This is a genomic window from Methanosarcina hadiensis (genome assembly GCF_046529725.1).
Classification (GTDB): Archaea; Halobacteriota; Methanosarcinia; order Methanosarcinales; family Methanosarcinaceae; genus Methanosarcina; species Methanosarcina hadiensis.
Genome location: NZ_CP136241.1, coordinates 4,291,731 through 4,318,029 on the forward strand (window position 1 = coordinate 4,291,731; position 26,299 = coordinate 4,318,029).

General features: G+C 41.9%; 20 protein-coding genes. 10 read left to right on the forward strand and 10 right to left on the reverse strand.

All coding sequences use genetic code 11. From position 1 onward, the window contains the following. Window positions 1-34 precede the first annotated feature (34 nt). The gene (locus tag RSJ42_RS18455) at window positions 35-2,053 is read left to right on the forward strand and encodes an MASE3 domain-containing protein (protein WP_410508669.1); all 2,019 of its coding nucleotides are present in this window, start codon (window positions 35-37) and stop codon (window positions 2,051-2,053) included. A gap of 215 nt (window positions 2,054-2,268) precedes the next feature. Here RSJ42_RS18455 and RSJ42_RS18460 read toward each other — a convergent pair whose 3' ends face one another. The 5 genes from RSJ42_RS18460 to RSJ42_RS18480 form a co-directional block, all read right to left on the reverse strand. Beyond that, window positions 2,269-3,255, reverse strand: a complete 987-nt coding sequence (locus RSJ42_RS18460; protein WP_410508670.1) for a cation diffusion facilitator family transporter — start codon at window positions 3,253-3,255, stop codon at window positions 2,269-2,271. Between the two features lie 244 nt (window positions 3,256-3,499). Then, window positions 3,500-4,180: a dienelactone hydrolase family protein gene (locus RSJ42_RS18465; RefSeq protein ID WP_410508671.1), complete on the reverse strand. Its 681-nt coding sequence runs from the start codon at window positions 4,178-4,180 to the stop codon at window positions 3,500-3,502. A gap of 218 nt (window positions 4,181-4,398) precedes the next feature. After that, window positions 4,399-5,847: a bifunctional metallophosphatase/5'-nucleotidase gene (locus RSJ42_RS18470; protein ID WP_410508672.1), complete on the reverse strand. Its 1,449-nt coding sequence runs from the start codon at window positions 5,845-5,847 to the stop codon at window positions 4,399-4,401. A 204-nt stretch (window positions 5,848-6,051) separates the two neighbouring features. After that, complete coding sequence (locus tag RSJ42_RS18475; protein WP_410508673.1) at window positions 6,052-6,480, reverse strand: YidH family protein; 429 nt, start codon at window positions 6,478-6,480, stop codon at window positions 6,052-6,054. A gap of 229 nt (window positions 6,481-6,709) precedes the next feature. Further along, the gene (locus RSJ42_RS18480) at window positions 6,710-7,366 is read right to left on the reverse strand and encodes a phosphoribosyltransferase (protein ID WP_410508674.1); all 657 of its coding nucleotides are present in this window, start codon (window positions 7,364-7,366) and stop codon (window positions 6,710-6,712) included. Window positions 7,367-8,261: 895 nt separating this feature from the next. Between RSJ42_RS18480 and RSJ42_RS18485 the strand changes: the two genes are divergently transcribed. Both RSJ42_RS18485 and RSJ42_RS18490 read left to right on the forward strand, forming a co-directional pair. Then, entirely contained in the window at window positions 8,262-10,130 is a 1,869-nt protein-coding gene (locus RSJ42_RS18485) for an MASE3 domain-containing protein (RefSeq protein WP_410508675.1), read from the forward strand. A gap of 314 nt (window positions 10,131-10,444) precedes the next feature. Continuing rightward, entirely contained in the window at window positions 10,445-11,872 is a 1,428-nt protein-coding gene (locus RSJ42_RS18490; RefSeq protein ID WP_410508676.1) for a sodium/glutamate symporter, read from the forward strand. Between the two features lie 335 nt (window positions 11,873-12,207). Here RSJ42_RS18490 and RSJ42_RS18495 read toward each other — a convergent pair whose 3' ends face one another. Next, on the reverse strand, window positions 12,208-12,393 hold the full coding sequence (locus tag RSJ42_RS18495; protein ID WP_410508677.1) for a DUF2795 domain-containing protein: 186 nt from the start codon (window positions 12,391-12,393) through the stop codon (window positions 12,208-12,210). Window positions 12,394-12,996: 603 nt separating this feature from the next. Here RSJ42_RS18495 and RSJ42_RS18500 point away from each other — a divergent pair. The 3 genes from RSJ42_RS18500 (at window position 12,997) to RSJ42_RS18510 (ending at window position 17,607) form a co-directional block, all read left to right on the forward strand. Further along, complete coding sequence (locus RSJ42_RS18500; protein ID WP_410508678.1) at window positions 12,997-15,054, forward strand: DUF4396 domain-containing protein; 2,058 nt, start codon at window positions 12,997-12,999, stop codon at window positions 15,052-15,054. After that, the gene (locus RSJ42_RS18505; RefSeq protein WP_410508679.1) at window positions 15,051-16,355 is read left to right on the forward strand and encodes a cell wall-binding repeat 2 family protein; all 1,305 of its coding nucleotides are present in this window, start codon (window positions 15,051-15,053) and stop codon (window positions 16,353-16,355) included. Before RSJ42_RS18500 ends, RSJ42_RS18505 begins: the two co-directional genes overlap by 4 nt. A gap of 562 nt (window positions 16,356-16,917) precedes the next feature. After that, window positions 16,918-17,607 carry an AIM24 family protein gene (locus RSJ42_RS18510; RefSeq protein ID WP_410508680.1) on the forward strand — a complete coding sequence of 230 codons (690 nt, stop codon included), beginning with the start codon at window positions 16,918-16,920 and terminating at the stop codon, window positions 17,605-17,607. 189 nt (window positions 17,608-17,796) lie between these two features. Here RSJ42_RS18510 and RSJ42_RS18515 read toward each other — a convergent pair whose 3' ends face one another. Further along, window positions 17,797-18,843, reverse strand: coding sequence for a hypothetical protein (locus RSJ42_RS18515; RefSeq protein ID WP_410508681.1), 1,047 nt, complete (start codon window positions 18,841-18,843; stop codon window positions 17,797-17,799). Window positions 18,844-19,216: 373 nt separating this feature from the next. Here RSJ42_RS18515 and RSJ42_RS18520 point away from each other — a divergent pair, with 373 nt between their 5' ends. Further along, a complete protein-coding gene (locus RSJ42_RS18520) occupies window positions 19,217-20,047 on the forward strand; it encodes a helix-turn-helix transcriptional regulator (RefSeq protein WP_410508682.1) in 831 nt (276 codons plus the stop codon). A gap of 366 nt (window positions 20,048-20,413) precedes the next feature. Here RSJ42_RS18520 and RSJ42_RS18525 read toward each other — a convergent pair whose 3' ends face one another. Both RSJ42_RS18525 and RSJ42_RS18530 read right to left on the reverse strand, forming a co-directional pair. Continuing rightward, complete coding sequence (locus RSJ42_RS18525) at window positions 20,414-20,821, reverse strand: DUF1699 family protein (protein WP_410508683.1); 408 nt, start codon at window positions 20,819-20,821, stop codon at window positions 20,414-20,416. A 139-nt stretch (window positions 20,822-20,960) separates the two neighbouring features. Further along, complete coding sequence (locus tag RSJ42_RS18530; RefSeq protein WP_410508684.1) at window positions 20,961-21,113, reverse strand: hypothetical protein; 153 nt, start codon at window positions 21,111-21,113, stop codon at window positions 20,961-20,963. 465 nt (window positions 21,114-21,578) lie between these two features. Here RSJ42_RS18530 and RSJ42_RS18535 point away from each other — a divergent pair, with 465 nt between their 5' ends. Further along, on the forward strand, window positions 21,579-22,241 hold the full coding sequence (locus RSJ42_RS18535; RefSeq protein ID WP_410508685.1) for a hypothetical protein: 663 nt from the start codon (window positions 21,579-21,581) through the stop codon (window positions 22,239-22,241). A gap of 65 nt (window positions 22,242-22,306) precedes the next feature. Here RSJ42_RS18535 and RSJ42_RS18540 read toward each other — a convergent pair whose 3' ends face one another. After that, complete coding sequence (locus tag RSJ42_RS18540) at window positions 22,307-22,591, reverse strand: transcriptional regulator (RefSeq protein ID WP_410508686.1); 285 nt, start codon at window positions 22,589-22,591, stop codon at window positions 22,307-22,309. A 516-nt stretch (window positions 22,592-23,107) separates the two neighbouring features. Between RSJ42_RS18540 and RSJ42_RS18545 the strand changes: the two genes are divergently transcribed. Next, window positions 23,108-23,506 carry a PRC-barrel domain-containing protein gene (locus RSJ42_RS18545; protein WP_410508687.1) on the forward strand — a complete coding sequence of 133 codons (399 nt, stop codon included), beginning with the start codon at window positions 23,108-23,110 and terminating at the stop codon, window positions 23,504-23,506. 145 nt (window positions 23,507-23,651) lie between these two features. Further along, window positions 23,652-26,234 (forward strand): PRC-barrel domain-containing protein, encoded by a 2,583-nt coding sequence (locus RSJ42_RS18550; protein ID WP_410508688.1) that lies wholly within the window; start codon window positions 23,652-23,654, stop codon window positions 26,232-26,234. Window positions 26,235-26,299: the final 65 nt, after the last annotated feature.

Sequence of the window (26,299 nt, forward strand, 5' to 3'; positions counted from 1 at the left end):
TCTGCATACAAAAACACTATTGATAGGGGTAATTGTGTTAATTGGGGCAGGAAAGAACAATCGGACCGTAATCTACAGGATAATTTTCTGGGCAGCCATAATAGGATTGCTCCACTTGATTAGCCTTACTAATAACCCTCTTTTCCATACACTTGTAGAGTTATTCAGCATCATAATTGCATATATTATATTTCTGGTTGCCTGGGAATCAAAGACTTTTCTGGAAAACAGATATCTTCTGTTACTGGGAATCTCTTATTTCTTTATCGGGACACTGGACCTTTTACATGCTTTATCCTTTGAGAGGATGGGTATCTTTCTCTGGTCCGGCACAAACCTTCCCACTCAGCTATGGACTGCTTCCAGGTATCTGGAAAGCATATCATTCCTTATAGCTTCCCTGCTATTGGCGGATTCAGGGGAATGGAGCATAAGAAAAGATACTGTTCCTGTTGAAAAAATCAGGTTTGCCTGGGAAATCTTTATCGCATACGCCGGAGTTACTCTTGTTTTGTTACTCTCAATTTTTGTTTTCGGAAATTTTCCGGTCTCTTATATAGAAGGCAGAGGGCCAACTTCCTTTAAAATTATAAGTGAATATATAATCTCTTTAATTCTCATCTGTTCACTGATTCTCCTCTATTTAAAGAGATACAGGTTTGAAACCCACATTTTCAGGCTGCTTGCAGCCTCCATAACCCTGACAGCTATATCGGAATTGACTTTTACCAGGTTTACGTATGTAGATGAATTCTCGTTTGCTATTGGACACTATTTAAAACTAATTTCTTTCTATCTTGTTTATAGGGCAGTAGTTTCGACAGGGTTCAATGAACCCTTCAATATCCTCTTCAGAGAGCTTAAACAGAATGAAGAGGCTTTAAGGCAAAAGGCATTTTTTCTTCAGGATGATCAGGGGCGCATTTACAAGATGCTTGGTATGCAGGCAGGGGAACCTGAGGGTATGCCTTCAGCCAGGAATCCTCAAAAAGAGGAAAGCGATTACTCTTCACTGATGAAGAATATCGAAGGCCTTATAGGCTTCAGGTTTGACGAACATTCAGGGACGGTCTTCATAGATGGAGCTGTTGAAGAGATTACAGGATACAGTAAAGAGGATTTTCTTTCTCACAGGGTCAAATGGGCAGAAATAGTCGTGCCTGAAGACCAGCCTCTAATTTTTGAGAATATAGAAAGATTAACCTCAAATCATGGTCTGTCCGCCGAAACCGAATACCGGATAAAGACAAAAAACGGAGAAATAAGATGGGTCAGGGAAGTCCTCCAGAATTTCTCGAGAGAATCGAAAACTCCCGGGCAGTTTCAGGGATTTGTCCATGATATTACCGGACGTAAAAAGGCAGAAGAGGCTCTTCTAAAAATTGAGGAAGCTCGCATAAAAGAAATCCATCACAGGATTAAAAACAATTTGCAGGTAATCTCGTCTCTGCTCAGTCTCGAAGCTGAAAAGTTCAGCGACAGAAAAATGCTTGATTCCTTCAAGGAAAGCCAGAACCGGGTAGCTTCAATGGCTTTAATTCATGAGGAGTTGTACAGAGGTAAGGATATGGATACTCTTGATTTTGCAGCTTACCTTAGGAAACTGACTGCAGACCTGATGGAATCGTACCGTGTGGGCGATGATGAAATAAACCTGAAGCTTGACCTTGAGCAGGCTAATTTCGATATGGACACCTCAATTCCTCTTGGAATAATTGTTAATGAACTGGTATCAAATTCCCTGAAGCATGCTTTCCCTGAAAAGAAGAACGGGGAAATTTATATAAGTCTCCGCAGAATTGAAAAATCTGCTTCAAAATCAGAACACTCTGCTGGGGATGCGGACTGCGAAAGGGGCTTTGATTATGCTTTGACAGTAGCGGACAACGGCAAAGGCATTCCGGAATCAATTGATTTCAAAAACGTTGAATCCCTCGGACTCCAGCTCGTGAATATCCTTGTTGAACAGATAGATGGCTGTATCAAACTGGAAAGGGGACGGGGAACAAAGTTTATACTGGGAATAAACCCATCAAAAGTAGTCAAGACATAATGTCTTTTCATTCAGGCTACAATTACCTTTTCAATATGGGACTATTTCTTTTATCAGTAAAAAAATAATAATGATCTTTAACTTCTTATCTCAGCAAAATGATTAACAAAGTTGTCTAATTCCTTTTGTCAGTAAATGATCAATAATAATCTTTAACTCCTTTTATTAGTAAAAAGATTAGTAATGATCTTTATTTAAAAAATAATATGCTTTTTTTAAAAGAATTCCTGCCTCTTATTTTTTTCGTATTCATGTTTAGTGTCAGGACAGGGCTCTACGTGAATTGAGAAATAACCGTTCTGGCCGCAAACTTTTTTTAACCTTTTCTCAACCTGTACTGAAATTTCATGCGCGTCCACAATATTCAGGCTTCTGTCCACTTCAATGTGTACGTCTGCAGCCATCGCATTTCCTATCTTCCTTGTTTTTAATTCATGGAAACCAAGCACACCCTCTGTGGAGTCCAGAATCTCCTCAATGCTTCTGTAAGTTGCCGAATCCAGTGAAGCTTCCAGTAATTCGTCCAGATTTTTATATGAGATGACGAATGCCACTTTAAAAATGAAGAAGCTCAATATGACGGCAGCTATGGGATCGAGCACCACCCATTTGCCTCCAAGAATAATTGCGCTCCCAATTCCAATCATTGTTCCTATGGAAGAGAAAGCATCAGAACGGTGATGCCAGGCGTTTGCAGTAAGAGCATCACTCCTGAGTCTCCGGGCATACACCATTGAATATCGGTAAAGCCATTCTTTTGTCACAATTGAAAGGACTGCTGCAAGGAGAGCAATTTTACTCGGAGCCGGCAGCATTTCTCCCTGGTAAAAGGCAATAACCTTCTGGAGTCCACCCCAGAATATTCCGAAAGCCACCGCAATAAGTACCAGTCCTATGAATGCGGCAGATAGAGTTTCTATTTTTCCATGCCCGTAATTATGCGTGCTGTCTTCAGGTTTTCCGGCAACTTTCAAGCCTGCTATCACTGCGATATCTGTCATGAAGTCTGACATGGAATGGACAGCATCAGCAACCATTGCTGAACTGTTACCCATTATGCCTGCAAAAAACTTGAAGCCTGTAAGCAAAATGTTTGAAGCCATCCCAACTTTTGTCACGTGAACTGCCCGGGAATACCGGGTGCCTTCAGTCTCTTCGGAGCGAGAAATTGCTTCATTTCCTGTACTATCAGTCCCTTTCATAATTTCTCAGAAAGCTGCAGTTTATTTTCATAACTTTAAACTTGATTCTTTTATTACATACATTTTGCTGGAAAATATAGGTAAGTTATTGATTAATATAAATGTTCTCTTTCTCAGTTTTTGAGGTTATAGCTTCTTATGTTACTATTTTTCTTTCACATCTTAAATCCACAGCTCTATCTATCATTTTTTTATCTTTTTAATTGTTTTTAATTGTTTTTATCCGGGTTTTCTTTCAAGGCTTTTATTTTTCTTCGGAAAGATATTTCTTAAACCACTCTCCGGCTAACCTGGCAACTTCTTCCAGAGCTCCCTGCTCTTCAAAAAGGTGGGTAGCACCCGGGACTATCTTAAGCTCCTTTTCCAGTATAACCATTCTGTCCAGAGCCCACTGGTTCATATCTATTACCTGGGTATCCCTTCCGCCTACAATAAGCAGTGTAGGTGCCTTTACATACATCAGGGCACTCTCGGCAAGGTCAGGTCTTCCTCCTCTCGAGACAACTGCTTTTATAGTATCTGCATGCTCCTTTGCAGCTATTAATGCGGCTGCTGCACCTGTACTGGCGCCAAAGTAACCTATATTCAGATCTTTAGTGTCAGGCCTGCTTAAGAGCCATCCTGTCACATCAATAAGCCGCTTTGAAAGGAGTTCGATATCAAAACGAAGATGACGCGTCATCATATCGATTCTTTCTTCCTCAACTGTCAGAAGGTCGAACAGGAGAGTTCCAAGGCCGCTTCTTTGCATTTCCTTTGCAACGTACTGATTTCGCGGACTATGGCGGCTGCTTCCGCTTCCGTGTACGAAAACAACAATTCCCCTGGCTCCTTCAGGGATATCCAGGCTACCTTCCAGATGTATAGGGCCGATCGGGATCTGGACTTCGATACTCTTTTTTCCCATACTTAACGAATCTTTCATAGTATCCCCCTAACCGTAACAGGCATAAGTTCTGCCCTGGCAGAATTATGTCTCAGGCATAACCTCCATCTTTTTTCCAAACAAATCATTTAACTGCATGTTATAAGTCATCACCGCATACAGTTAAATAGTCTGGATCATCTTAATAGAGTGAAGATGAGGTTTTTTTCCCGATACATTTCTTTTCCTCGACATGCATTAAGGGTAGTATATATTGATCAAATGGCTATCACTGTGCCCATAAGTTCTGCTGTGGCTGGCTTATGTTTTGCCAGGTACCTTTTGAGCGCTTCAATAGCAGTAATATTAAGGTTTTCGCGGTTTCTGCCGAAATGTTTCGGAATTCCCTGAGATGTTAAAAAGCAAGCGTGATAAATTTTGTCCGGGTGAAGTTTCTCGTTGTTGACATAAAATTCCTGTATTCTTTTGCCTGCCGGGTTTTCTATTTTAAAATAAAGGTTAAGACCGAGGCAGCGTTTGACATATCCGCCCATCTGCTGATAAGGGTCGCATGAAAACACATGCTCCAGATTCTCCTCCATCATTTCCCACAGTTCGGACCCTGTAATCTCGCATGTTGAAATTGGAGGATCGGTGGGAACGATATTCCACAGGTCATTTACTGTTATTGGGCCTGGAGGTATGGGAGCACCATACCGCCATCCATTGGAAAAAGCCAGATTTATGCCGCTGGCATCGGTAATGGACTGGAGAAGTAAATTATCCATTGTTGATTCTAAAATCCGGTAACGGTTAAGGGCAGTTTGCGTATGCCCTATTACGGTATTAAGCATTTCTCTATGCGGTTTCATCAACCTGTTAATAATTAATCCAACTTCTTTATCCGCTTCAAGCGATTCATCTATATCTATCAGTTCATGCCGGACATCTGTTATTTTCCTTTCTTTTACCAGCAAATCCAATCTTCCGATGAAGGACCCATGGCAGCCGGACTGCATTATTATGGTCCCGTTGCTCGTTACCTCTTTATACAGGCGGTTGTGAGTGTGCCCGCTCAGCAGTATATCAATGCCCCGTACTTCCTTAGCCAGTTTCAGGTCCTGAGGATAACCAAGGTGCGACAGGACGATAATAAGATCAACTTTTTCGTGCTCATGCAGTCTCTTGATGTGTGCAGGCAGTTCCCGGTTGCCCAGAGTGAAATAAACTCCTCTGCTAAAGGACTCGGGCATGGTTTTATCAACAATATTGGATGCGATCCCGATTATGCCGATTCTCAGGCCGCTCCTTTCAATTATACGGTAAGGTGGGAAAAATAGCTTATTACTGTCTTTTTCGTAGCAATTAATGGCAAGCACCGGGTAGTCAAGTCTTATAGATAATTCTTTAAAATGGTTCGGCCCATAGGCAAATTCCCAGTGTGCCGTCATAGCATCAAATCCCATTTTATTCAGGACCGGTACGAGAGAATTACCTCTGCTGTTTACAGCAGGAAAGGTGCCGTGTATTGTATCTCCGTTATCAAGGGTTATTACTCCTCCGGGATTTTCTTCGCGAATTTTTTTGAATAACCCTGCGATACGGGAGTGACCACCTGCGGTTTTAAAAAACTCTTCACTGCCCCTCCGGTAAAGTTCCGGATGAGGCTCTATGTATCCGTGACTATCATTCATCTGAAGGATAGTAAGTTTCCTTACCTGCGACAATTTCTTACCCCCTGAATTGTTTCCCTTTTTCTAATGGAAAGGATAATCGGCCTGTACAATTTATTTCATCGCGTAACAGAGACCAGCTGGAAGCCTGCCGTTTATAAATGCGGAATAAACCGTTTAGAAGCGAAGTCTGTGAATATTACTGTTGAGCAGCATTAATTACGGGTTTTGTGTTTCTATGGCTTCATTCTAATTTTGTTATTCAATAAGAATGAATACCAGTACCAGAAGTGTCACAAGAAGCAGCCCCCCAACCAGAATGAAAGTGACCAGCTTCGGAGTAACCCGTACTCCTTTTTTCCCTAAAATCCTGGATACACTGTTATAGCGCCATAAAGCCATAACACAGACAGCAGCCCCCATTATTATAAGGATTATACCTATTATCTTTGGCAAAACATCGTTTGCACCGTCCAGCAATTCTGCTACCGTTAACCCGCCGCCAATTAACGCAATCCCGGTACGAATCCATGCACTGAATGTACGCTCATTAGCCAGTAATGTACGGTGATTTGCCAGTTCTGTCCTTTCATCTGCCAGCTCTGTTTTCCCTCTGGTTGACCTGTCAGGCTCAATAGAGGTTTCCGGACGGTTACTGTAATCCCTATTATCATCTGTGCCAGCCAATAAGACCCCCCAAAGGCTTATATCGCTATTCCTGCTGGATCAGACTCTTACAGCATTGATGGAAGAAACGCTAAACTTCACCGCCTGCGAACGATTTTCTGTTATCCCTTTTATTTATAGCTCTTCCAGTAAAAGCCTAGTTTTTTATCCTTAATTCAATAGATTTAAGAAGTCTATTGCATGGAAATCTAACGAATAAAATCGTTATGAATAGCGAGTATCTGAAGCATTATTTCGATGGAAAGCTCCTTGCTTTTTCCAGCAGCTTGCAAACTTCTTCATCCGTGGTCTGGCTGAAATCCCCATACCAGGCTCCTACCGCATAAAATGGCTCAGGAGTGGTAGCGCAGATCATTTCGTCAACTATATTTTTAAAGAATTTGCATGTATCCGGGGAAGCCGTCGGGACTGCAACAACCAGTTTAGCCGGACGTTTGGCTTTAAGGGCTTCAACTGCTGCATGCATTGTTGCTCCGGTTGCAAGCCCGTCATCTATTAAGATTACAGTCGTACCTTTAATATCCGGTTTGGGGTGATCTCCACGATACTTGCGTTCTCTGCGTTCCAGTTCCCTGAGTTCGTTTGCAGCTACCGTAGCAACAACTCTGTCAGGTATCTGATAAGACCTTATAATGTCCTCATTTAAAACACGGATATCATCGGATGCAATTGCTCCCATTGCCAGTTCTTCGTTGCCCGGAACTCCCAGTTTCCGTACTATGAAAATATCCATTTTTACGTTCAGTTCCTTTGCGACTTCAAAAGCTACCGGGACTCCTCCCCGCGGAAGTGCCAGTACCAGCACGTCTTGACGGTTTGCGTATTTTGAAAGTTCTTTTGCCAGCCGCTTTCCTGCATCCACCCGATCTTTGAAAATTGCCATCATTCCCTTCAACCCCTTATTAAATGGATTCCGTATTAAATGGATTAATTCATAAGATGAGTTATGTTGGTTTATAGTATCTATGTTTAAATCCTTAAATGTATAGACTATTATAAATTAAATCTTAAACTATCATATGATTTTATTTAAGGTTCAGGGGGTTGATAGTTAATTTAAAAGAGTTAATGGAAAACAGTACTGTCTGATTAATAATCCAGAGGGTGATAAGGTCTAAATTAATAATATCTGGATGAAAGGAAAATTCCCGGGTACTTTAGCTGGGCGGTACTTCAGCTTAACAAATCATATCTGTCTTTGTAATTACTTTAAAATTTTCTGTATGAAACTATTTTTTGTTCCTAAAAAAATTTTTAGTTAATAAATTTAAAATATCTAATGATATAATGTTATATTTGTGGAGTTAGAAAGTTAGAGGGTATGAAAAGTAAGTAAAGAAATGCCTGAAGGTTATTAACTCTGCTCCGAACCTGTATTGTTATGGGTATATTATCGGAGCTGCTGTATTGGGGGATCCAGAAAAGGGTGTAATGCCTTCGGGCTTCTTCTTATTTTAGTTTTAATTATCTTTTCTCCTTCCATAGTTTTGGATATCACGTACTGGAAGGGTCTGCTTCTAAGGAGGTTCTGCCTTCTAAGGAGGTTCTGCCTTCTATTACCTGATGGGTATGTTTCAATGCAATTTTATTCTATGAAATCTATTAATATTCCAGATAGTGCTTAAGGGGGGGCGCTGGGCATAACGTACATTAACAGGAATACGTTTAAAATTGGGCTTTATGAGGCAGCAGTCTGGATCGCTATAATTGGTCTGCTTTATTTAATCAGCCTTGGCAATTATCTGCTCTTTCATACTCTGGTAGAACTCTTCAGTGTCTATGTGGCATACGTAATATTTTTGATAGTATGGAAATCAAGAGCCCGCCTGGAAAACAGGTACCTTATCCTTATAGGGGTTGCTTTCTTCTTCATCGGAAGCGTTGACTTTCTGCATACCCTTACTTTCAGGGGAATGGAGGTATTCCATGGCTTTGGTATTAACCTGACGGTCCAGCTGTGGATACTTGCAAGATACCTCGAAAGTATTTCTTTCCTGATTGCCCCTTTATTCCTTATACGCACCGGAGAGGGTGCAGCCAGAGATTTCGAAAACAGATCCGTAAAATCTGCTGAGGGCTCTGTTTTTGCCTGGAAAGTCTTTCTCGTATATGGGATAATTACTATTTTCTGCCTCCTTTCAATTTTCTTTTTCAGAAACTTTCCGGCAGGTTACATTGAGGGTTCGGGAATTACCCCTTTCAAACTTCTGAGTGAATACGTTATTTCTTTTATTCTTTTTTGCTCCCTGATAGCCCTTTATATAAAAAGGGACCATTTCGAAGGCAAGGTTTTCAGACTGCTTGCAGCATCCATATTCCTTGCAGCTTTTGGAGAGCTATCTTTTGCCCTGCAGTCTCATGTAGCTGAATTCCCCAATATCACAGGCCATTACTTCAAGCTGCTCTCTTTCTATCTGATTTACCAGGCAGTAGTAGGTATTGGATTTGAAGAGCCGTGCACTCTTCTATTCAGGGAATTGAAACACAGGGAAGAAGACTTCAGGCAAAAAGCAATTTTTCTCGGGGAAGAATATAACCACATATGCAGGATGATAGGAGTAAACAGGACTTCAGAACTGAGAAATAATATGCCTGAAGAAAGTAAAGATCAGGAAAACTACCATTCATTTTCACAGCATTTTCCCGGGATAGGGTTTCAGCTTGATGAAAACCTTAAACCGATAACAATGGAAGGATCGGTTGAGGAAATTACAGGTTACGGAAGCGATGAAATCCTTTCTGGAAAAGTGGATCTGATGGAAATAATTCTACCTGAAGACCAGCATCTGGTTTCTGGATACTGGCAAAAACTGAAGTTAAATCCTAAACTTGTAATTGAGAATGAATTCAGAATCCGCAAAAAAAGCGGAGAGACAAAATGGGTTCGTGAAATCATCCAGAAGGTCCAGAACAGCTCTGAGGACTCAGGAAAATTCCAGGGTCTGATTTATGATATCACCGGACGTAAAATGGCTGAAGAAGCCCTCGAAAAAATAGACCGTATCAGGGTAAAAGAGATCCATCACAGGATTAAAAATAACCTTCAGGTAATTTCATCCCTTTTAAGCCTGCAGGCAGAAAAATTCGAAGACAAAGAGGTAATTGAAGCTTTCAGGGAGAGCCAGAACCGGATCTCATCCATAGCAATGATCCATGAAGAACTTCATGGGGGAGAAAGTCTGGATTCCCTTGATTTTGCGGATTATTTGAAGAAATTAACTGCAGACCTTTTTAACTCATATCGAGTGGGCAAGGATGGAATACGCCTTAAACTTGAGGTTGAAAAGGTCTGTCTTGGCATGGATACTGCGATTCCTCTGGGAATTATTGTCAATGAACTCGTGTCAAATTCTCTAAAACATGCTTTCTCAGGTAAAAATGAAGGAGAAATCCGTATAAGCCTGCAAGGGAGGAAGCCTGATACTGCGGATGAGCACCCTAATTCAGATAGGGAATGCCTGGAGAGCAAGGAATTTAATTATATCCTGACTGTCTCGGATAACGGGAAAGGAATCCCTGAAGAAATGGATTTCCGAACAACAGATTCGCTGGGCCTCCAGTTAATAACTGTTCTTGTTGAACAGATTGATGGCTGCATCGAGCTTAAAAGGGATCAGGGGACTGAGTTCGTTATTCGGTTCAATAGCTGATAAAATAAGTTTAAAGGGCTCAGAATATTAAATCTTGAATGGCTCAGAATATCATTTTTGAATGACTCAGAATATTAAGTCTAATATCTTTCAGGTAAACAGGTGAAATTTACAGAGTTCTGATATCTAAATTCTCCCTAACTGGATTGCAATGTTAGATTTGCCATTCTCATTTGAATAAATATTATATAATATGGAAAATAACTACATGCAGTAGACTTAGTAATATTTTCACTATAAATTGGGTATCATTCTTATGATATAACTCTAAAAGCAGATTATATACGGATGCTAATATCAGGTTCGGAGTTGTCATGATGTCACCTTCCATGGTAGGGATGAGTTTTTTGATTCTGGGGATAATCCTGCTCATTGGAAAATGGATAAGGGTAATTACTCCCGGTCTTCAGAAACTTTTTATCCCCAGTTCTTTGATAGGCGGATTTCTGGCCCTCATTCTTGGACCACAGGTTCTCGGTAACCTGGTCGAGTGGCTGGGATATGAGAACGGCATCTTTGCCCTGCTTTCCGGCGGTATATTTCCTGAAGATATGCTGACGGTATGGGCTGCCCTTCCCGGACTTTTTATAAACATTATTTTTGCCACTCTTTTTCTCGGGAAAAAACTCCCGGGAATTCGAGAGATCTGGAATATAGCCGGCCCGCAGGTCGCATTTGGCCAGAGCGTAGCATGGGGACAGTATGTTTTCGGGATACTGATTACTATCCTCATACTCACTCCTCTCTTCGAAATTGATCCTGTAGCAGGTGCACTTATTGAAATCGGTTTTGAAGGAGGTCACGGCACTGCGGCAGGCATGGCTTCTACCTTTGAAGAGGTCGGGTTCCCTGAAGGAGCAGACCTTTCAATCGGCCTTGCTACTGTAGGCCTGCTCTTCAGTGTAATTCTTGGTATCCTGCTTTTAAATTATGGTGTAAGGACTGGAAAATCGGTTATTTTGCTGAACCCTGATGAAATATCTCTTAAAAAAAGCGAGCAGGCAGGAATAGTTGACTTCGATGCAAGGGAATCCGCAGGCAAAATCACAACAAGGCCGGAATCCATAGAACCTCTTTCACTTCATTTTGCCTACGTGGGAGTTGCTATAGGAATAGGTTATGTTATCCTCCAGGCACTTCAACTGATCGAGGAACTGGCATGGGGCAGGACAACAGGCATATACCTTCTGGAACATATGCCTCTTTTTCCGCTTGCAATGATTGGTGGGATTATTCTCGAGATATTCCTTGATAGGTTTGACAAATATAAAACGCTTGATAGGAACCTGATGATGAGGATACAGGGCTTCTCTCTGGATGTTTTGATAGTTAGCGCTATTGCAACTCTTTCTCTTGAAGCTATAAGCGGCAATCTAGCTCCTTTCATCATCCTGAGTATTGTTGGGGTTCTCTGGAACGTAATAGCTTTTCTGTTGCTCGCGCCCAGAATGATTCCCTCCTACTGGTTTGAAAGGGGCATAGGAGACTTCGGGCAGTCTATGGGCATGACTGCAAGCGGGCTACTGCTGATGAAAATAGCAGATCCCAATAACAGGTCTCCTGCACTTGAAAGTTTTGGGTACAAACAGCTCATGTTCGAGCCAATAGTGGGTGGAGGTCTGTTTACAGCTACTTCGGTCCCCCTGATCTACAATTTTGGCCCGACTCCCGTGCTTATTCTGACAGCCATTGTAATGCTTTTCTGGGTAGGAATGGGACTTTTATATTTTGGCCGAAAATGACGGTTTTTTCTATTGGTTTTTGTACTTTAACCAGTTTTAGATACGTATGCATTGACAGTGTAAGTCTCAGAAACTATGTTCTGGTGGTCAATATAGCTGAAGAAATTAATCATAAAAACGATAACAAAAAGAAAGGCACACAAAGAGAGTGGTAATTCGAAAAATCTCGGAAAAAGCAGGTGACATTATAAACAGAATTTGTGATGTATGCAACTATGTTTCGAAAAAAAAAGAATTACCTCGTATCTCTGGAGTAAAGAATAAATTTTTCTTCCTTTTTGCAGGGATAACCATGTGGGTACTATCTCCTCTTAGTTAAACCAAAGCTGGAAGGTTTATTGCTTTTTTGGTTCTGGCGGTCTGGCACGTTCGCTTTCCAGGCGTTCGACTTCTCTGGTAACTTCATCAGGAGTATTGTACTCTATTTCAGGTATCCCCTTTAGAAGGTCAAGAACATCGCTCTCTGCCTGCTTTCCTTCAGCAAACTTCACAAGATCATCTCTAGTTGCAGGGTAACCCATTCCTCTACCGGTTATAAACTCCTTAACATCGCGTGGACCTCTTTTTATAATTTCACCTCCGCAAGTTCATGTATCTCTTGATGTATCTCTTGATGTATCTCTTGATGTATCTCTTGATGTATCTCTTGATGTATCTCTTGATGTATCTATTAACGTAACTATTAACTTTCCCACCTGGTTACTCCCTTCTACCGCTTATATTAATAGTTATATAAATATAATCCAACAAAAATATTTAAAGAAGGATAATTATCAGATACTGGTTTAATTTAATTTTTACTTAGTTTCTATAGTATGTAGCTTACTGTAATGTATGTAGCTTACTATAATATGGGCTATGTAGAATTCCTCTTAAATAATGGATTTCCATTTATTTGAACTGAATAACCCGACACATTTTTGTCCATCAATTTCCAGCCTCTTGTAGATGATTTAGATAGGTTTCCTATAGATAGGTCTTCTACAAAGCCATAATATGAGCTATATAAACTTGAATATCTTTTTTAATAGTTTTTGTTTTATAATATCTAAATCTAATTATTAATGAATCGTTATTTTTTAGGTCGTCCTGCATTGATAAGATCAGATATCAGAAGCTATGTTTTGAGGGGGGTCCATATAGCTGAAGGGGTCAATATAGATAAAGAAAGCAATCATAAAGAGGATCAAAAGGGCGACAACTCAAAAAATCTTGGAAAAAGCAGGATTTTTACTTCAAAGTCTTTTCTTATCACTTTAATTGGAGCTTTTCTTGGAGGGCTTATTTTTGGGCTTGTGGGTTATTTTGCGGAAAACGGAAACCTTGCAATACCCAGGCTTGAACCTCTGTTTGCAGCGCCTTACGGTTCTATTACAATCTTTTTTACTATTTTCGGCGCAAGCCTCGGTTCGTTAATCGCTTCTCTGGCTTCTGCAGACCACGTCCACCCGGAAGAAGGAGCTAAAAAAACCGGAACCGGAATGAATCTTAATAAATGGTTTACGTGGGGAATTGCCGTACTGACTGCTGCAATAATCCTCAGTGCAGCGGGATATATCTGGATTCTCTCAGCTGCTTATGGAAATGGGTCTGATCAGGATTCCCGCGCAGGATATACCATGAAAAAAGTACAGAGAATTCCAGGAGATACTCCTGTCCAGGTTGGAAATTCAATGGGCGAGATGTATGGGGCAGAACCTTTAGAAATCCCTGCTGATCCGGTTTCAGCCGCGGTAATGGCTCCTGTGGCTTCTGCAAGAAACCAGATACTTATTTACGGCGCTGGAGGGAGTGAAGAGGGGAATATGGGCCCCCTTATTGAGGAGTCTTTGTCTATTCTGAAAGACAGTCCGGTTATTGTAGTTATTTCCACAGACGAGCCTGCTTATGCTCTTCCTGCAGCATATACGGCTGCATATTTCAAAGCTCCCGTAATTCCTGTTGAAGAAAGGTCCATCCCTCAGGGTTTGCAAAACTCACTCGAAAGCGGAGAAGAAAGGCTTATTCTTGTGGCTGCTCCGGAGAGGCTGCTTTCAGACAAGTTTCTTGAAGAACTGGAAGCTCTCGGAGAAGTAAACCGCGTTGCAGACGAGAATCTTTACAAACACTCTCTTCTATGGGCTAGAAGCCGATGGGGTAATTTCGGATGGGGTATGGATGAAAATTTCCATTTTGATGCATACTACAATTTCGTACTGGCAAATCCGGAAACTCCTGAATTTGCCGCAGCAGGTTTACCCATGGCTTACCAGGGCAATTACGGCCCTTTGATTTATACTGAGAGTGAAGACCTGAATAACTACGTTGACCAGTATTTCTGGAGGCTTTCCCCTGATTATTTTTCCTTCCCTTCGGATGGGCCTTTTATGAACGTAAGGGTTGTGGGAGATCCTGAGAGTGTAAGTTATAACGCCCAGGCACGGGCTGACCTTGCACTGGAGGTCCGCTCTTTCAAGAATCAGGTAGCTGGAGCAAGTGGGCTTTCCTTACTTGGGTGGTCCTGGTTTTTTATAGGTTTTTTCGGAGCCATCTGGGCTCTTTTTATCATGCCGAAACGCCTGCCTTACAGTTCTTTTTATTCGCGGATTTACTGGCCCATGACAATCCTGGTATTCGGACCTGTGGGGATTCTGGCATTCCTTATGGCATATCACGAAAGGCCTGTTATGTCCATGGGGCATATGGCAAAATTCATGCGACCCCCCTGGGCGAAAGCTTTGTCGGCTACAATTATGAGCGCAGGAATAGGAATGGCTCTGATGATTGCTTCCATGTACCTGTTCCAGTTTTTTGGCTTGCCTCTTTTACGGACCTTTGAATTTACGTCAGTATACTGGCTGGGCTCTCCAATGACGACCATAATGTGGCTTATCATGGTAATTCCTGCCATTATTGCCTCTTCTTTATTTTACATGGGCCCGATGATGGCTGACATGCGTGAAATGAAATACTGGGGAGGGGTAAAAAAGGCTTTGCCAGTAGTCACTCTTTCTATGGTCAGTGCCTCCATAGGAATGTTTTTGACTGCCTGGTATGTGATGAACTGGAGGGGATGGATGAGTGGAGAAGACCTCTGGCTATGGGTAACTCCCTTATGGATTTCTGCAACTGCAGGTTTTTTTGCTGCCCTGGTTCCCAATTACTTCATGGTTAAAGCCGGATGGAAGGAGGGAGAGATGTGATTAAACCACTATACACTCTTCTTGCCGTTGCCGCTCTTACAGTCCTTTTGATTTCGGGATACGTACTGCTTTGGGAGCCTCAGGGAAAGCCTCTTGATGTCAGCACGACACAGAATGAGGACCTGCTTGAATTGACTGGCAGTACTGCCAGGCTTTCCGGTGAAGACCATATTCAGACAGCCACTGCTTATTCTCAGGCGATCTATGCCGCTGCCCAGGACAAAGACAGACCGGGTGCAGTTGTCCTGGTAAGGGACGATGACCCTGCAACCGCACTCGCAACTACACGTCTGCAGCATATGCCTGTTAACGCACCCATGCTTTTTGTTACCGAAAACGGCACCGCGCTGCCAGAAGAGACCAGAAAAGAGCTCGAGAGGCTTGGGCCGGAAGGGGTCATGATGGATAATAATGTACAGGTTTACCTCGTAGGAGATATTGATCAGAGTGTGGTAGATGAGGTTAAAAAGCTTAAACTCAAAACCCGTATGATATACGCTTCAAACCCGGTTCAGCTTGCCGAAGTACTGGATGAATATATTGCAGTCCTTGAGTCTGACCACAGGCAGATTGTATTTATAGCTTCCACGGATGCACTTGAGTATGCATATCCTGCAGCTAACTGGAACGCACATATGGGAGATGGTTTTGCTTATGTAACTCCTGAAGGAGTGCCCGAAGAAACCAGGAGAATTCTTGAAAAACGGTGGCCGTATTATCCTTACATATACGTCTTCGCTCCCTCTTCAGTTGTCGATAACGAGACAATGGCAGAACTTTCTCAATACGGGCACGTCCAGCGCATTCCGGGAAATACTCCTCAGGAAATGGCAGTAAGGTGGGCAGGATATAAGGATAGCGGACACATGACCTCATGGCTTGTAGGGTATAAAGCTCGCAGTGTTGGCTGGGGCTATGCAGAGCCAGGTCATAATATGCTTCTGGTAAACCCGGAAGACTGGAGAACTGTAGTTCCAAGCGGGGTTTTGTCCCATATGGGAAAGCACGGGTTCCTTATCCTTACGGAACCGGGCGACGAGCTGCCTGATGCTGCACGTTCTTATCTGCAGGTCATTAAACCCGAACCAGTGTATCCAAGCCAGCAGGTATTCAATTTTGCATGGATTCTCGGGGATATAAGCGATGAGCCCGTGAGAGAGCTGGATCAGCTACTCAGGGTATCTTCTCCAAGCGACGGGAACAACAGTAGCTTGACAACAAGAAATAATAGCAGCTTAGCTGAAAGGAACAATAGCAGTTTAACAGCAGGAATAATAACAGTTAACAAATACAATCAATAATTAACGTCCTGAATGAGTGATTTTCTTCGTCAGGAAAATGGGGATATTAACCTTGATGAGTTCAGGATCTTAAGCTGTGTTAGTATAATTAAGATATTAAGACTCGAATCAACTATTAAGACCTGAATCAAATCTGCAAACAATAATATATTAGCCGTCATTTTTTTCTTAACTTTTTCTCCTAACTTTTTTCCTTAAAGTTCCCAGTTTTCGGCTTTCGACCCAGAGTAACTTCTATTAATGGATTTTCTTACTATTTCTCTGGCCTGAGAATTTGATATAATATAAACTGTACAAAAATTTTTAATATAATCATTAATATATTTACTTAAGTCTACAGCCGAATCCAGAAATTCTTTCTGAAGTCTGGAGTAGAGATACCTATTCGCAAAAACTGAAAGGTGGAGAGCTTATTATCGAGAAAAACTTTTATGACAATATCAATGTCCTCGAATGCATTGAAAAAGACGGAATAAAAATCGAGATTCTGGAGTACAGGACCCTTCGGGGGCTCAGGGATGTCTGCTTTGCAGAAAACCTGTATTACCTTGAAAAAGCAGGTATGAGCCTCAAACAGATAAAAATCACTCTCAAAAATAGTGCGGTAACGACTGAAAGGGGAGCCCTGTATTTCCATAAAGGTAATATCAGTACTGAATGCGAGACCGGAGGAGTCGGAGGGCTTGCAAAAAAACTGATTAAAAATAAGCTGACTAACGAGTCTGCTTTCACTCCTACATATTCAGGTACAGGAGAGATTTTCCTCGAGCCGGGTTTCAACCATTACATACTTCTGGAATTGAAAGGTGAGGCAATTATTGTGGATAAGGGAATGTTCTACTGCTGTGAAAACGGGATCAATGTTGAAGCCTCAGCCCAGAAAAACCTGTCCTCAGGGCTTTTTGGAGGCGAAGGCTGGTTCCAGACAAAGATAAGCGGAACAGGGCTGTGTGTGCTTGCAATTCCCGTTCCCCCTGCTGAGGTTCTAAAGTATGAGCTTAAAAACGAGAGACTGCAGGTTGATGGAAACTTTGTGTTCCTCAGATCAGCTTCCCTTAACTTCACGGTTGAGAGGTCTGCAAAGAGTCTTGTAGGAAACCTGACAAGCGGCGATGGGGCTCTTCAGACCTTTGAAGGCACAGGAACCGTCTGGATGGCTCCAACACAGTATGTTTATAAAGTCCTCTCACAGTGCTCTTATTCCCCTGCGCTGCATACTTCCAGAAGCAGCGGCAGTAGCGCTGAAGACTGATTTTATTCTCAAAATTAGAACGGCTTCATTTTCCGGAATGAAAAAATTATTTATCGGAATGAAAAAATCATTTATCGGAATGAAAAAAAGGCTGGATAGAAAAGCACCCTGGCAAAAATCAAAAGTGCTTTTTTACCCTGTTTTTACCCTGTTCCATATTTTTCTGGTTTTCTTTTCAATACCCAATCTTTAAGGCCCAGTTACTTCAAAGTCTGTCCAGCCCAGGGTTTTCATCTGCGAAGAGTCGCTTTCGTTAACCTTTACAATATAAAATTCGCTGCACGGATATCCAGCATCGCAATCTTCAACCGCCTGCGTATCGAGAATATCTATTCCGTAAACGGTTCCATAATAAGCGACTATCAGTTCCGCCTGAGTGGGGGCTTTAATAAACTGGATCTTACCTTCTCCATACCACTGGTCCCAGGGAGTTTCTTCTTCAGATACAGGATACTTCATTTCTACGGGATCTCCTGCTGTCCCTGAAACTCCTGCATTACTGTCAGCATTGTCAGGATCTTTTTCAAGGGGGCGCTGGGCAATTTCATCCCACTCACCATCGATTACTGCAGACCTTACTTCCCCTTCCGAAACAGCAATCTCTATGGTGTGGGGGGTAAGCGCCTCGGTTACAATCTGACCTGTCCGGTTTCTATACCCTCCGTGCCTGCTCGTAAAGGTATAGTTCATAAAATGTTGCTCAGGAAATGTCTCAAGCACTTCATGGTTTTCCAGATTGAGGTCAAATCCGTCAAAACTGTAAGTTGGTGCTGTCTCTATCCAGGTTTCGGCTATTTTTTCAGCTTCTTCCGGAGAGGTGGACAGGGCGTAAGCCCGCAGTTCAACCAGTGCAGAGTCTATTTCCTGAAGACCTTCAGGCATATATTCGGAATAGTAAGGGTCTACAGTTACGGTCTTTGTGTGTTTTTTCTCATGCAGGGTAATTTCGAGTGTCCCGACATCCGTAACTAAAGGCTGGCCTTCCTGAGGGACGTAGCGCTCTTCCATTTGAATGAACTGATTTTCTTCGAACAGATCGACAAGATCTCTGAAAGCGGTTTCATTAAAGGGCTTTTCATACGTTTTCTTGAAATTGCCTTCGTTGTCCGAAGTCGTAAACACGATTGATGTGCTGTTTACAGTTAGCTCCTGCAGCTGCATTTCCGGAAGTGTGAAAGCTCCGTATGTTCTATGGGTTATTGTCGCATTATCTGAGATTTCCGTTTGATTCCCCAAAGCATCTGTTTGTTTCTCAGTGCATCCGGCTATAAAAGTTAACAATAATATAAATAGCACAGGAAATATTTTGTTAATCAAAATCTCCTCCTTCTCCCCAAAGCTCTACTTTCAGGGTCAATTTTAAATTAAAATTTCACTTTAATAAAGTACTTTTTTAAATATGTCTTTTTTGTTCCGATCCGGAATGACTGTGTTAATTATCAATATCTGCTCTTTATTTTCTTCCCCTTAATTTTCAGTCCTTCAGGCTTAAACTCCAGAATAACATTTATATCTTAATTAATGATTATATTTGTGCGACATTTATCTGATACTTTCATACAATTAATCTATTATTTGATGCTGATTTACATTAGAAGGCACAAACCAGATGAAACTACAGCTTGTTAATCTTCTTTTATTTTCTGAGAAAAGAAAAAATTTACTTTTACTGCTGGCAGAGAAGCCCAGAAGCCTTGATGAAATTCTTGACTTGCTTTATATCCCCAGGGTCTCTCTGTTGCCTCATATTAAAAAATTAAAAGAGGATGGCCTGATTCTCCAGAATGGAGATATGTATTCTCTTTCTATCATGGGCAGTATATTAATCAGAAAAGTCAGACCTCTGCTGGATGCGGCCAGTGTATTTGAAGATAATGATTACTACTGGAGTTACAGGAAACTGGATTCTATTCCTTTTCATCTGTTAAAAAGCATAGGTGATCTTAAAGGGAGCCAGCTTCTCGAACCCGGGCTAACTCATGCTTTTGATCTGTTTCCTGAGCTGATAGATCATTTTACCGGGTCTTCGAAGATTATGCTCCTTTTTTCTTTTTTCCATCCTCTTATACCATCTTTTTCTCTTGAGCTTGCAAAAAAAAATGTTAAGATACAGCTCATCTTCAGCAGGGATTCTTTTGCCAGGTTTTCGGGGGATTTCCTGCGCACTGGAGAGAAAATCCTTGAAAAGAAAAATGCCTCTGTTTTTGTTCACACAGGACTTCCTCTTGAAATTCCTGCGCTGATTGCGGTTTCTGATAGTGCGCTACTGCTCGGTTTTTTCAATAAAAAAGGAAAATTTGAAGGGCAGTACCTTCTTAATATTGAACCTCGTGCCCTTTCCTGGGGCAGAGACCTTTTTGAATATTACAGAGAAAAATCAGAGAAGGTCTGCTCAATAAATTCTCCAGGCACTGATCCTGATATTCAGGAATTCCTGTGATTTAAAAACAGAGAAAGAAAATATTCTAAGCTCAAAAAACGACTCCTGTGGCTCAATATCCTTTATGTGTAAAATCAAATTGCGGGCGGCCACCCCACCCTAAAGGATGGGGTATTCGTGACCCTCTGCGCTCCCTTAGTAAGAAAACAGATTGGATAAACATCTGAATAAATATCCAGGGAATAAAGCCGTTTGACACTATAACCATGTACGTGTCAGTGCCTGTAATCTATCAAGAAAACCATAAATATCATAGCTGGAAACAAAAACGTTAAGCTGGAGATTAGATAAGGTTATGTGGAATCAATGATCTTTACGCTCCAATCTCCAGCTGAGTCTAAGAGGTCACACCCTGTCCTGTGAAGATCAGGCAGCTGTTTCCTTGTTCAGGATATAAGCGACCATTGCAGGGTTCAGTTTGCTTTCCCTTGAGACTTTCTTCTCAATCTCCTCAGCAGCTTTGCCTTCATTCTTCATTTCCTTTATTTTTTCAATCACTGAGGATGGGATTGCAAAGTATTCGTTAATGTCTTTCCTGTGTCCCCAGACGTCTCCTTCAAGAAGCTGGATCCTCTGCATCTGGAGGAACATCTCTATTGATTTTGAGACTGTAGCCATGTAGGATTTGGGTAACTGGATTACCTCAACCTTTGGACATGTTTCAATCAGCCCGAAGATATCCTTGTTTGAAGGCCTGAATGCCAGGTGGACAAGACGCTCATTCGGATTAAGTGTAAAGATCTCTTCCCTTGAACTAACCACTCTTATTCTCATATTTTTCCCCCACTGTAAAGTGTTTTTTTGTTTTAAGCTGGTTTTAATCTTCAATTGCTTCGGTTCGTTTAGCTCTTAATTGGTTCCGGCAAAAGGAAAAAGTAAAGAAATTATACTTTTTCCCGTGGATCCTGACAATTTATGCAGATATAACCCGGGGAGCTTTCTTGTTGATTTTCCCCTGAGCTACTGACAGGCATTCAAGCGTGCAGTAGATTGCCTTTTTCTCAACCTTTTCCAGGACTACAAACTCATGCCCGCAAACTGGACATATTTTAGTCACGTACTCCATAAATTTCACCCACTATTTTCCAATTAGTTTATGCAGTAGTATGCAGGATTCAGGTAACTGGATTACCTGAATCCTCGGGAATGTTTCAATTACTCTTTAGTTCTTTTTTGATTGTACGCTGATATAGAGTACAATTACTTTGTATAAATAGTTATCTCATTAAGCTAACATTATTTAGATAGTATTATGGGAATATGGGTCTACATAAGTTATATAATAGAGCTAAAAATAAACCAAAAACAAGCGCAGATAACTTTTTCCTGATATTAGTTCTTTAATTGTTCATTCCTTTTTATCTCAATACTACGTAAAAATTCCCTCTGCATCTGACTCAATAAATTACTGGACTATCCCTCTCAGCTTTAATTTATGGAGCTCTATTCAAATAACTAAAACGACCTGTAAGTGATTTAAAGGGAAATATGCCAAAATTTGTTTATTACGAAAGATATTACAGGTATCATAATGAAACGAACCTCCAGGGAATGGAAACAAAAAAGGGCAGAGTTCATTGAAGGTAAAGTATGTGCCTGGTGCGGGTCTCCAGACCGTCTCTGTGTCCATACTCCAGGAGCTCTTTCTCCGGCAGAAATCCGCTCAGGGATTTACGACCTTGCTTATGCCAGATTTAAAGACGTATACAGACAGAAGTATCAAGAATTCGAGTATATTCTTACTGGCAAACACAGGCATAGAAGCCACCCTGCATGGCACAAAGCTTCAACCATACATAAAACCGAACCTGACCATACTGACCTTGAAGAACAGAGAATCGAAAAACTTATTGAAGATAAAAGGGAAGGAAACTTTAAACAGCTCTATAATGAATGGCTTGAAGAAAATGGAATTGAAGAACTCATTGAAGAGGAGATTAAAAAAGCTGAGGAAGAATATGCATCTCTGGAGAATGCAATTGTACTTTGTAAACGCTGTCACTTTGCGAGCATGAAAGGTATGGAAATCTGCCCGGTGTGCAGGAAAAAATATAAGGCTTCCAGATATGAAACCTGTTTTGACTGTCTTCCTGAAGAAAAAAAGAAAGATATTCTTATGAGGAAAAAAGAAAAAAGAGAGCTGCCTGGTGGCTTAGATGAATTCCCCGATAAATCATTCGCCGAAGAGTCGTAGTTTTAACCTGCAAAGGTAAACGATATGATCCTGAGATTAATTCCCGGTCTTATTTCCGGTCTTTCTTAAAAAAGAGCCCATCCGCTTCCTCCACAGGCTCTGCAAGTTCCTGTTTCCAGGTTCCCTGACCCGTTGCAGAGAGGACATATTATTGCAGGCTGGGCAACGAGCACGTTTCCCTGTCCTCCGCATGTCTGACAGATTTTATCTTCAGCATGTCCTGTTCCGTTGCACAGTGAGCATCTCTCCGGGGCATATTCAGTATCTACATAGGTAAAGACCATCTCATCGTCACCTTCCTTATTATGAGCACAGGTAATCTGATCGAGCAAAAGATTCTTTTTATACATATTTTCGGCGTTCTGGATTAAAAGATCTTGCAAAAAGATAAAATAGAAAGTGTTATAATGTAATACCGATTCCTTTTTTTCATCTGCCTGGTTTTTTTGTTTTATTCATGAATTCTCTTTGAGATCCGGGATATACTGAGAAAATACCCGAGGTAAACGAAAATTTGACCCTTAAACTTAGTAAATACTTTTATTACACTTGCCTTTTTTGTTTCTCCTTTTATCGAATCTTTGATTAATAATAACTCATTCTCTGGTATATTCAAGGTTTTTTCTTCGATTTTCTATCTCTGAATGTAAAGGAAAGTATCTGGCGAAAAATAACTTCTTTTCTCAGATTTCTTACTAAATTTTATTCATATATTCGCTTCATGATAACATGAAATATTATTTTTAATGACTCCGGTAGTTTTAAGTAACATCAAAAAAATAATAATCATTGGGGGAGAGATTTTAATTTTGTGTCTTGGGGGACACATACTTTTAAAAATCTCCTTAATCTATGGAGTCGGAACTATGCCACATAGGGATAATCCAGAGTTTTTGTCAGCAAGCACTATAAAAGGGGATAAAGTCATCAATACAGCCGGGGAGGATCTTGGGAAAATTGAAGAATTGATGATTGACCTCAGTGACGGAAGAATAGCATATGCTGTACTCTCTTTTGGTGGATTCCTGGGGTTGGGCAATAAATTATTTGCTATTCCCTGGAGTGCCCTTTCATTGAGAGTGCGTGAGCATGCATTTGTCCTTGATGTTCCTAAAGAGGTCCTTGAGAAAGCGGAAGGTTTTGATAAGGATAACTGGCCTGTAACTAACCGTGAATGGCTTTCAAGTATGTATAGCTATTACGGATACCAGCCTTACTGGCAGCAAGAAAGAGAAGCGATTGAGAATCGTCCAGGTAATATTTAATCTCTCTTGATTTCGAGTTCAGAGAAGGGTGTCAACCCTACGTAAATCAGGTGGTTGAGAAAAACTATTGGAGGAAATATTTTGAAGTCGTGTCCGGGGATGCAGGCTTTAAATATCTATTTTCTAAATTTAGGGAGTTGGAACTATGGCAACCAGGGATAATCCGGATTTTTTGTCAGCAAGCACTATAAAAGGGGATAAGGTCGTCAACACAGCTGGAGAGGACCTTGGAAAGATTGAAGAATTAATGATTGACGTCGATGACGGACGAATTGCATATGCAGTATTGTCTTTTGGCGGATTCCTGGGTATGGGGGATAAACTGTTTGCCATACCCTGGCAGGCTCTCAGACTGAGACTGCACGAACACGCTTTCTTACTCGATGTTCCTAAAGAAACTCTTGAGAATGCGGAAGGGTTTGATAAGGACAACTGGCCTGCGACTGACCGTGAATGGCTTTCTACTACTTACACTTACTACGGATACCAGCCTTACTGGCAGACAGGAATGGAAGAACGAGCTGAAATGCAGGGCAGGACAGAAGCAGAACGCGTATCCAGGTCAAGAGCATCAGACAGAGATAACCCTCAGTTTTTGTCCGCAGACACTATAAAAGGAGATAAAGTTGTCAATACGGACGGGGACCATATCGGGAAGATTGACGAATTAATGATCGATCTCCAGGACGGAAAAGTAGCATATGCCGTAGTTTCTCATGGCGGGATACTTGGAATAGGTACCAAATTGTTTGCTATTCCCTGGCAGGCCCTTACTCTGAGAGTTCGTGATCATGCTTTCGTACTTAACGTTCCTAAAGAAACCTTTGATAAGGCAGAAGGTTTTGATAAAGGCAACTGGCCTTTGACTCGTGAAGAGCTGTCCGGAACCTACAGTTACTATGGATACGAACCTCACTGGCAGGCAGCAGTGGTAGGGGCAGGAGCTACGGCAGGAGCAATGGGCGTAACTGAAGAGAAAAGAATGGCCAGGATGGAAAGGGAAAGGCAGGGACTGGTAGACACAGAAGAAGAGATAAAGGCCAGGCAAGAGAGAGAAAGGCTTGAGGGACTGAGAGAGACACAGGAAGAAAAGGTAGCCCGGCTAGAACAGGAAAGAATGGATAGGGAGAGGCAGGCTGAAACTGAGAGAGAGAGGCTTGCACGTCTGGAAAAAGAACAGATGGAACTGGAAAGGCAGGCACAGATTGAGAGAGAAAAGCTGGGAGGGTTAGAAAACGAGCTGCAGGAAGCCATAAGACTGGAGGAATCCGAAAAAGTATCCAGGCTTGAGAATGAGGTGAAGGTTTTACAGGGGCAGGAGCAGACCCGAAAGGAGAGACTTGCACAGCTGCAGAGTGAGCGTGAAAGAGTAGGAAGGCAGGAAGAGACCGAAAAAGAAAGATTAGCGAGGCTTGAAAGAGAGAGGATGGAAGCGGAGAGACGTGAAGAATCCGAGAAAGAGAGGCTTGCACGGCTTGAAAGAGAGAGAACGGAAACTGAAAGAAAAATGGAGACTGAGCAGGAGAGGCTTTCCCGGCTTGAAAGAGAGCGGATGGAGGCTGAGAGAAAAGTAGAGACCGAACAGGAAAGGCTTTCAAGGCTGGAGAGGGAAAGAGTAGACGCAGAAAAAAGGAGACCTGCCGAATCTGCAAGAGTGGGCCCGACAGGAGGCATGGGGGCTATGGCAGCTAGAGAGGGCTCTGAATTTGCAGCAAGAGAAGGCCCTGAATTTTTGTCGGCAAGTACTATAAAAGGAGATAAGGTTATCAATACAGCTGGAGAGGACCTCGGAAAGATTGAAGAGCTAATGGTTGACCTCAATGACGGAAGAATAGCATATACCGTATTGTCTTTTGGCGGATTCCTGGGTCTGGGCGACAAACTATTTGCTATTCCCTGGAAAGCTTTTTCATTGAGAGTTCATGACCATGCTTTCGTCCTTGATGTTCCTAAAGAAACCCTTGAAAAAGCAGAAGGTTTCGATAAGGACAACTGGCCTGTAACTTCCCGCGAGTGGCTTTCAAGAACCTACGATTACTATGGATATGAGCCTTACTGGCAGAGAGAAGCGACTGAACGAACAGGCCTGCCTGGGGAGATGGGGTCCGAAAGGGTATCCAGCACGGAAGGGACAGCAAGCAGGGAAAATCCCGAATTCCTGTCAGCAGGCACTATGAAAGGTGATAAAATAATCAATCAGGCTGGAGACGACCTGGGTAAACTTGAAGAAATAATGATTGACCTTGAACACGGAAGAGTGGGATATGCTGTACTGTCCTTTGGCGGATTCCTGGGCATGGGCGACAAACTATTTGCTATTCCCTGGCAGTCCCTATCTTTGAGGGTCCATGAACACGCATTTGTTCTTAATATTCCCAAGGATGTTCTGGAAAATGCAGAAGGCTTTGATAAGGATAGGTGGCCTTTGACACGTGAAGAGCTTTTGAGAACCTATAAATACTACGGATATCAGCCCTACTGGCAGGTAACAACTGCCGAGCGGCCGGAGGTTTCCACTGGAGTTCCGCGTGAGACCGAACCGGGAAGGACCACACAGATGGAAGGCAGGAGAGAGGAAACACAGCTGAAAACCGCAGAAGAGAAAATGGCTGAACAGGATAAAGAAAGATTTGCAAGGATGGAAAAGACAGAGACAGATCAGGAGAAGAAAGAGCGGCTTGAAAGAGAACGCACGATAGCAGAGAGAAGGGAGAAAAAATATCACTGATAAGGCCATAAGGGCGGTATTGTGTGTTTCAGGGAGGTATGTAATGGAGACATATAACGTCTCCC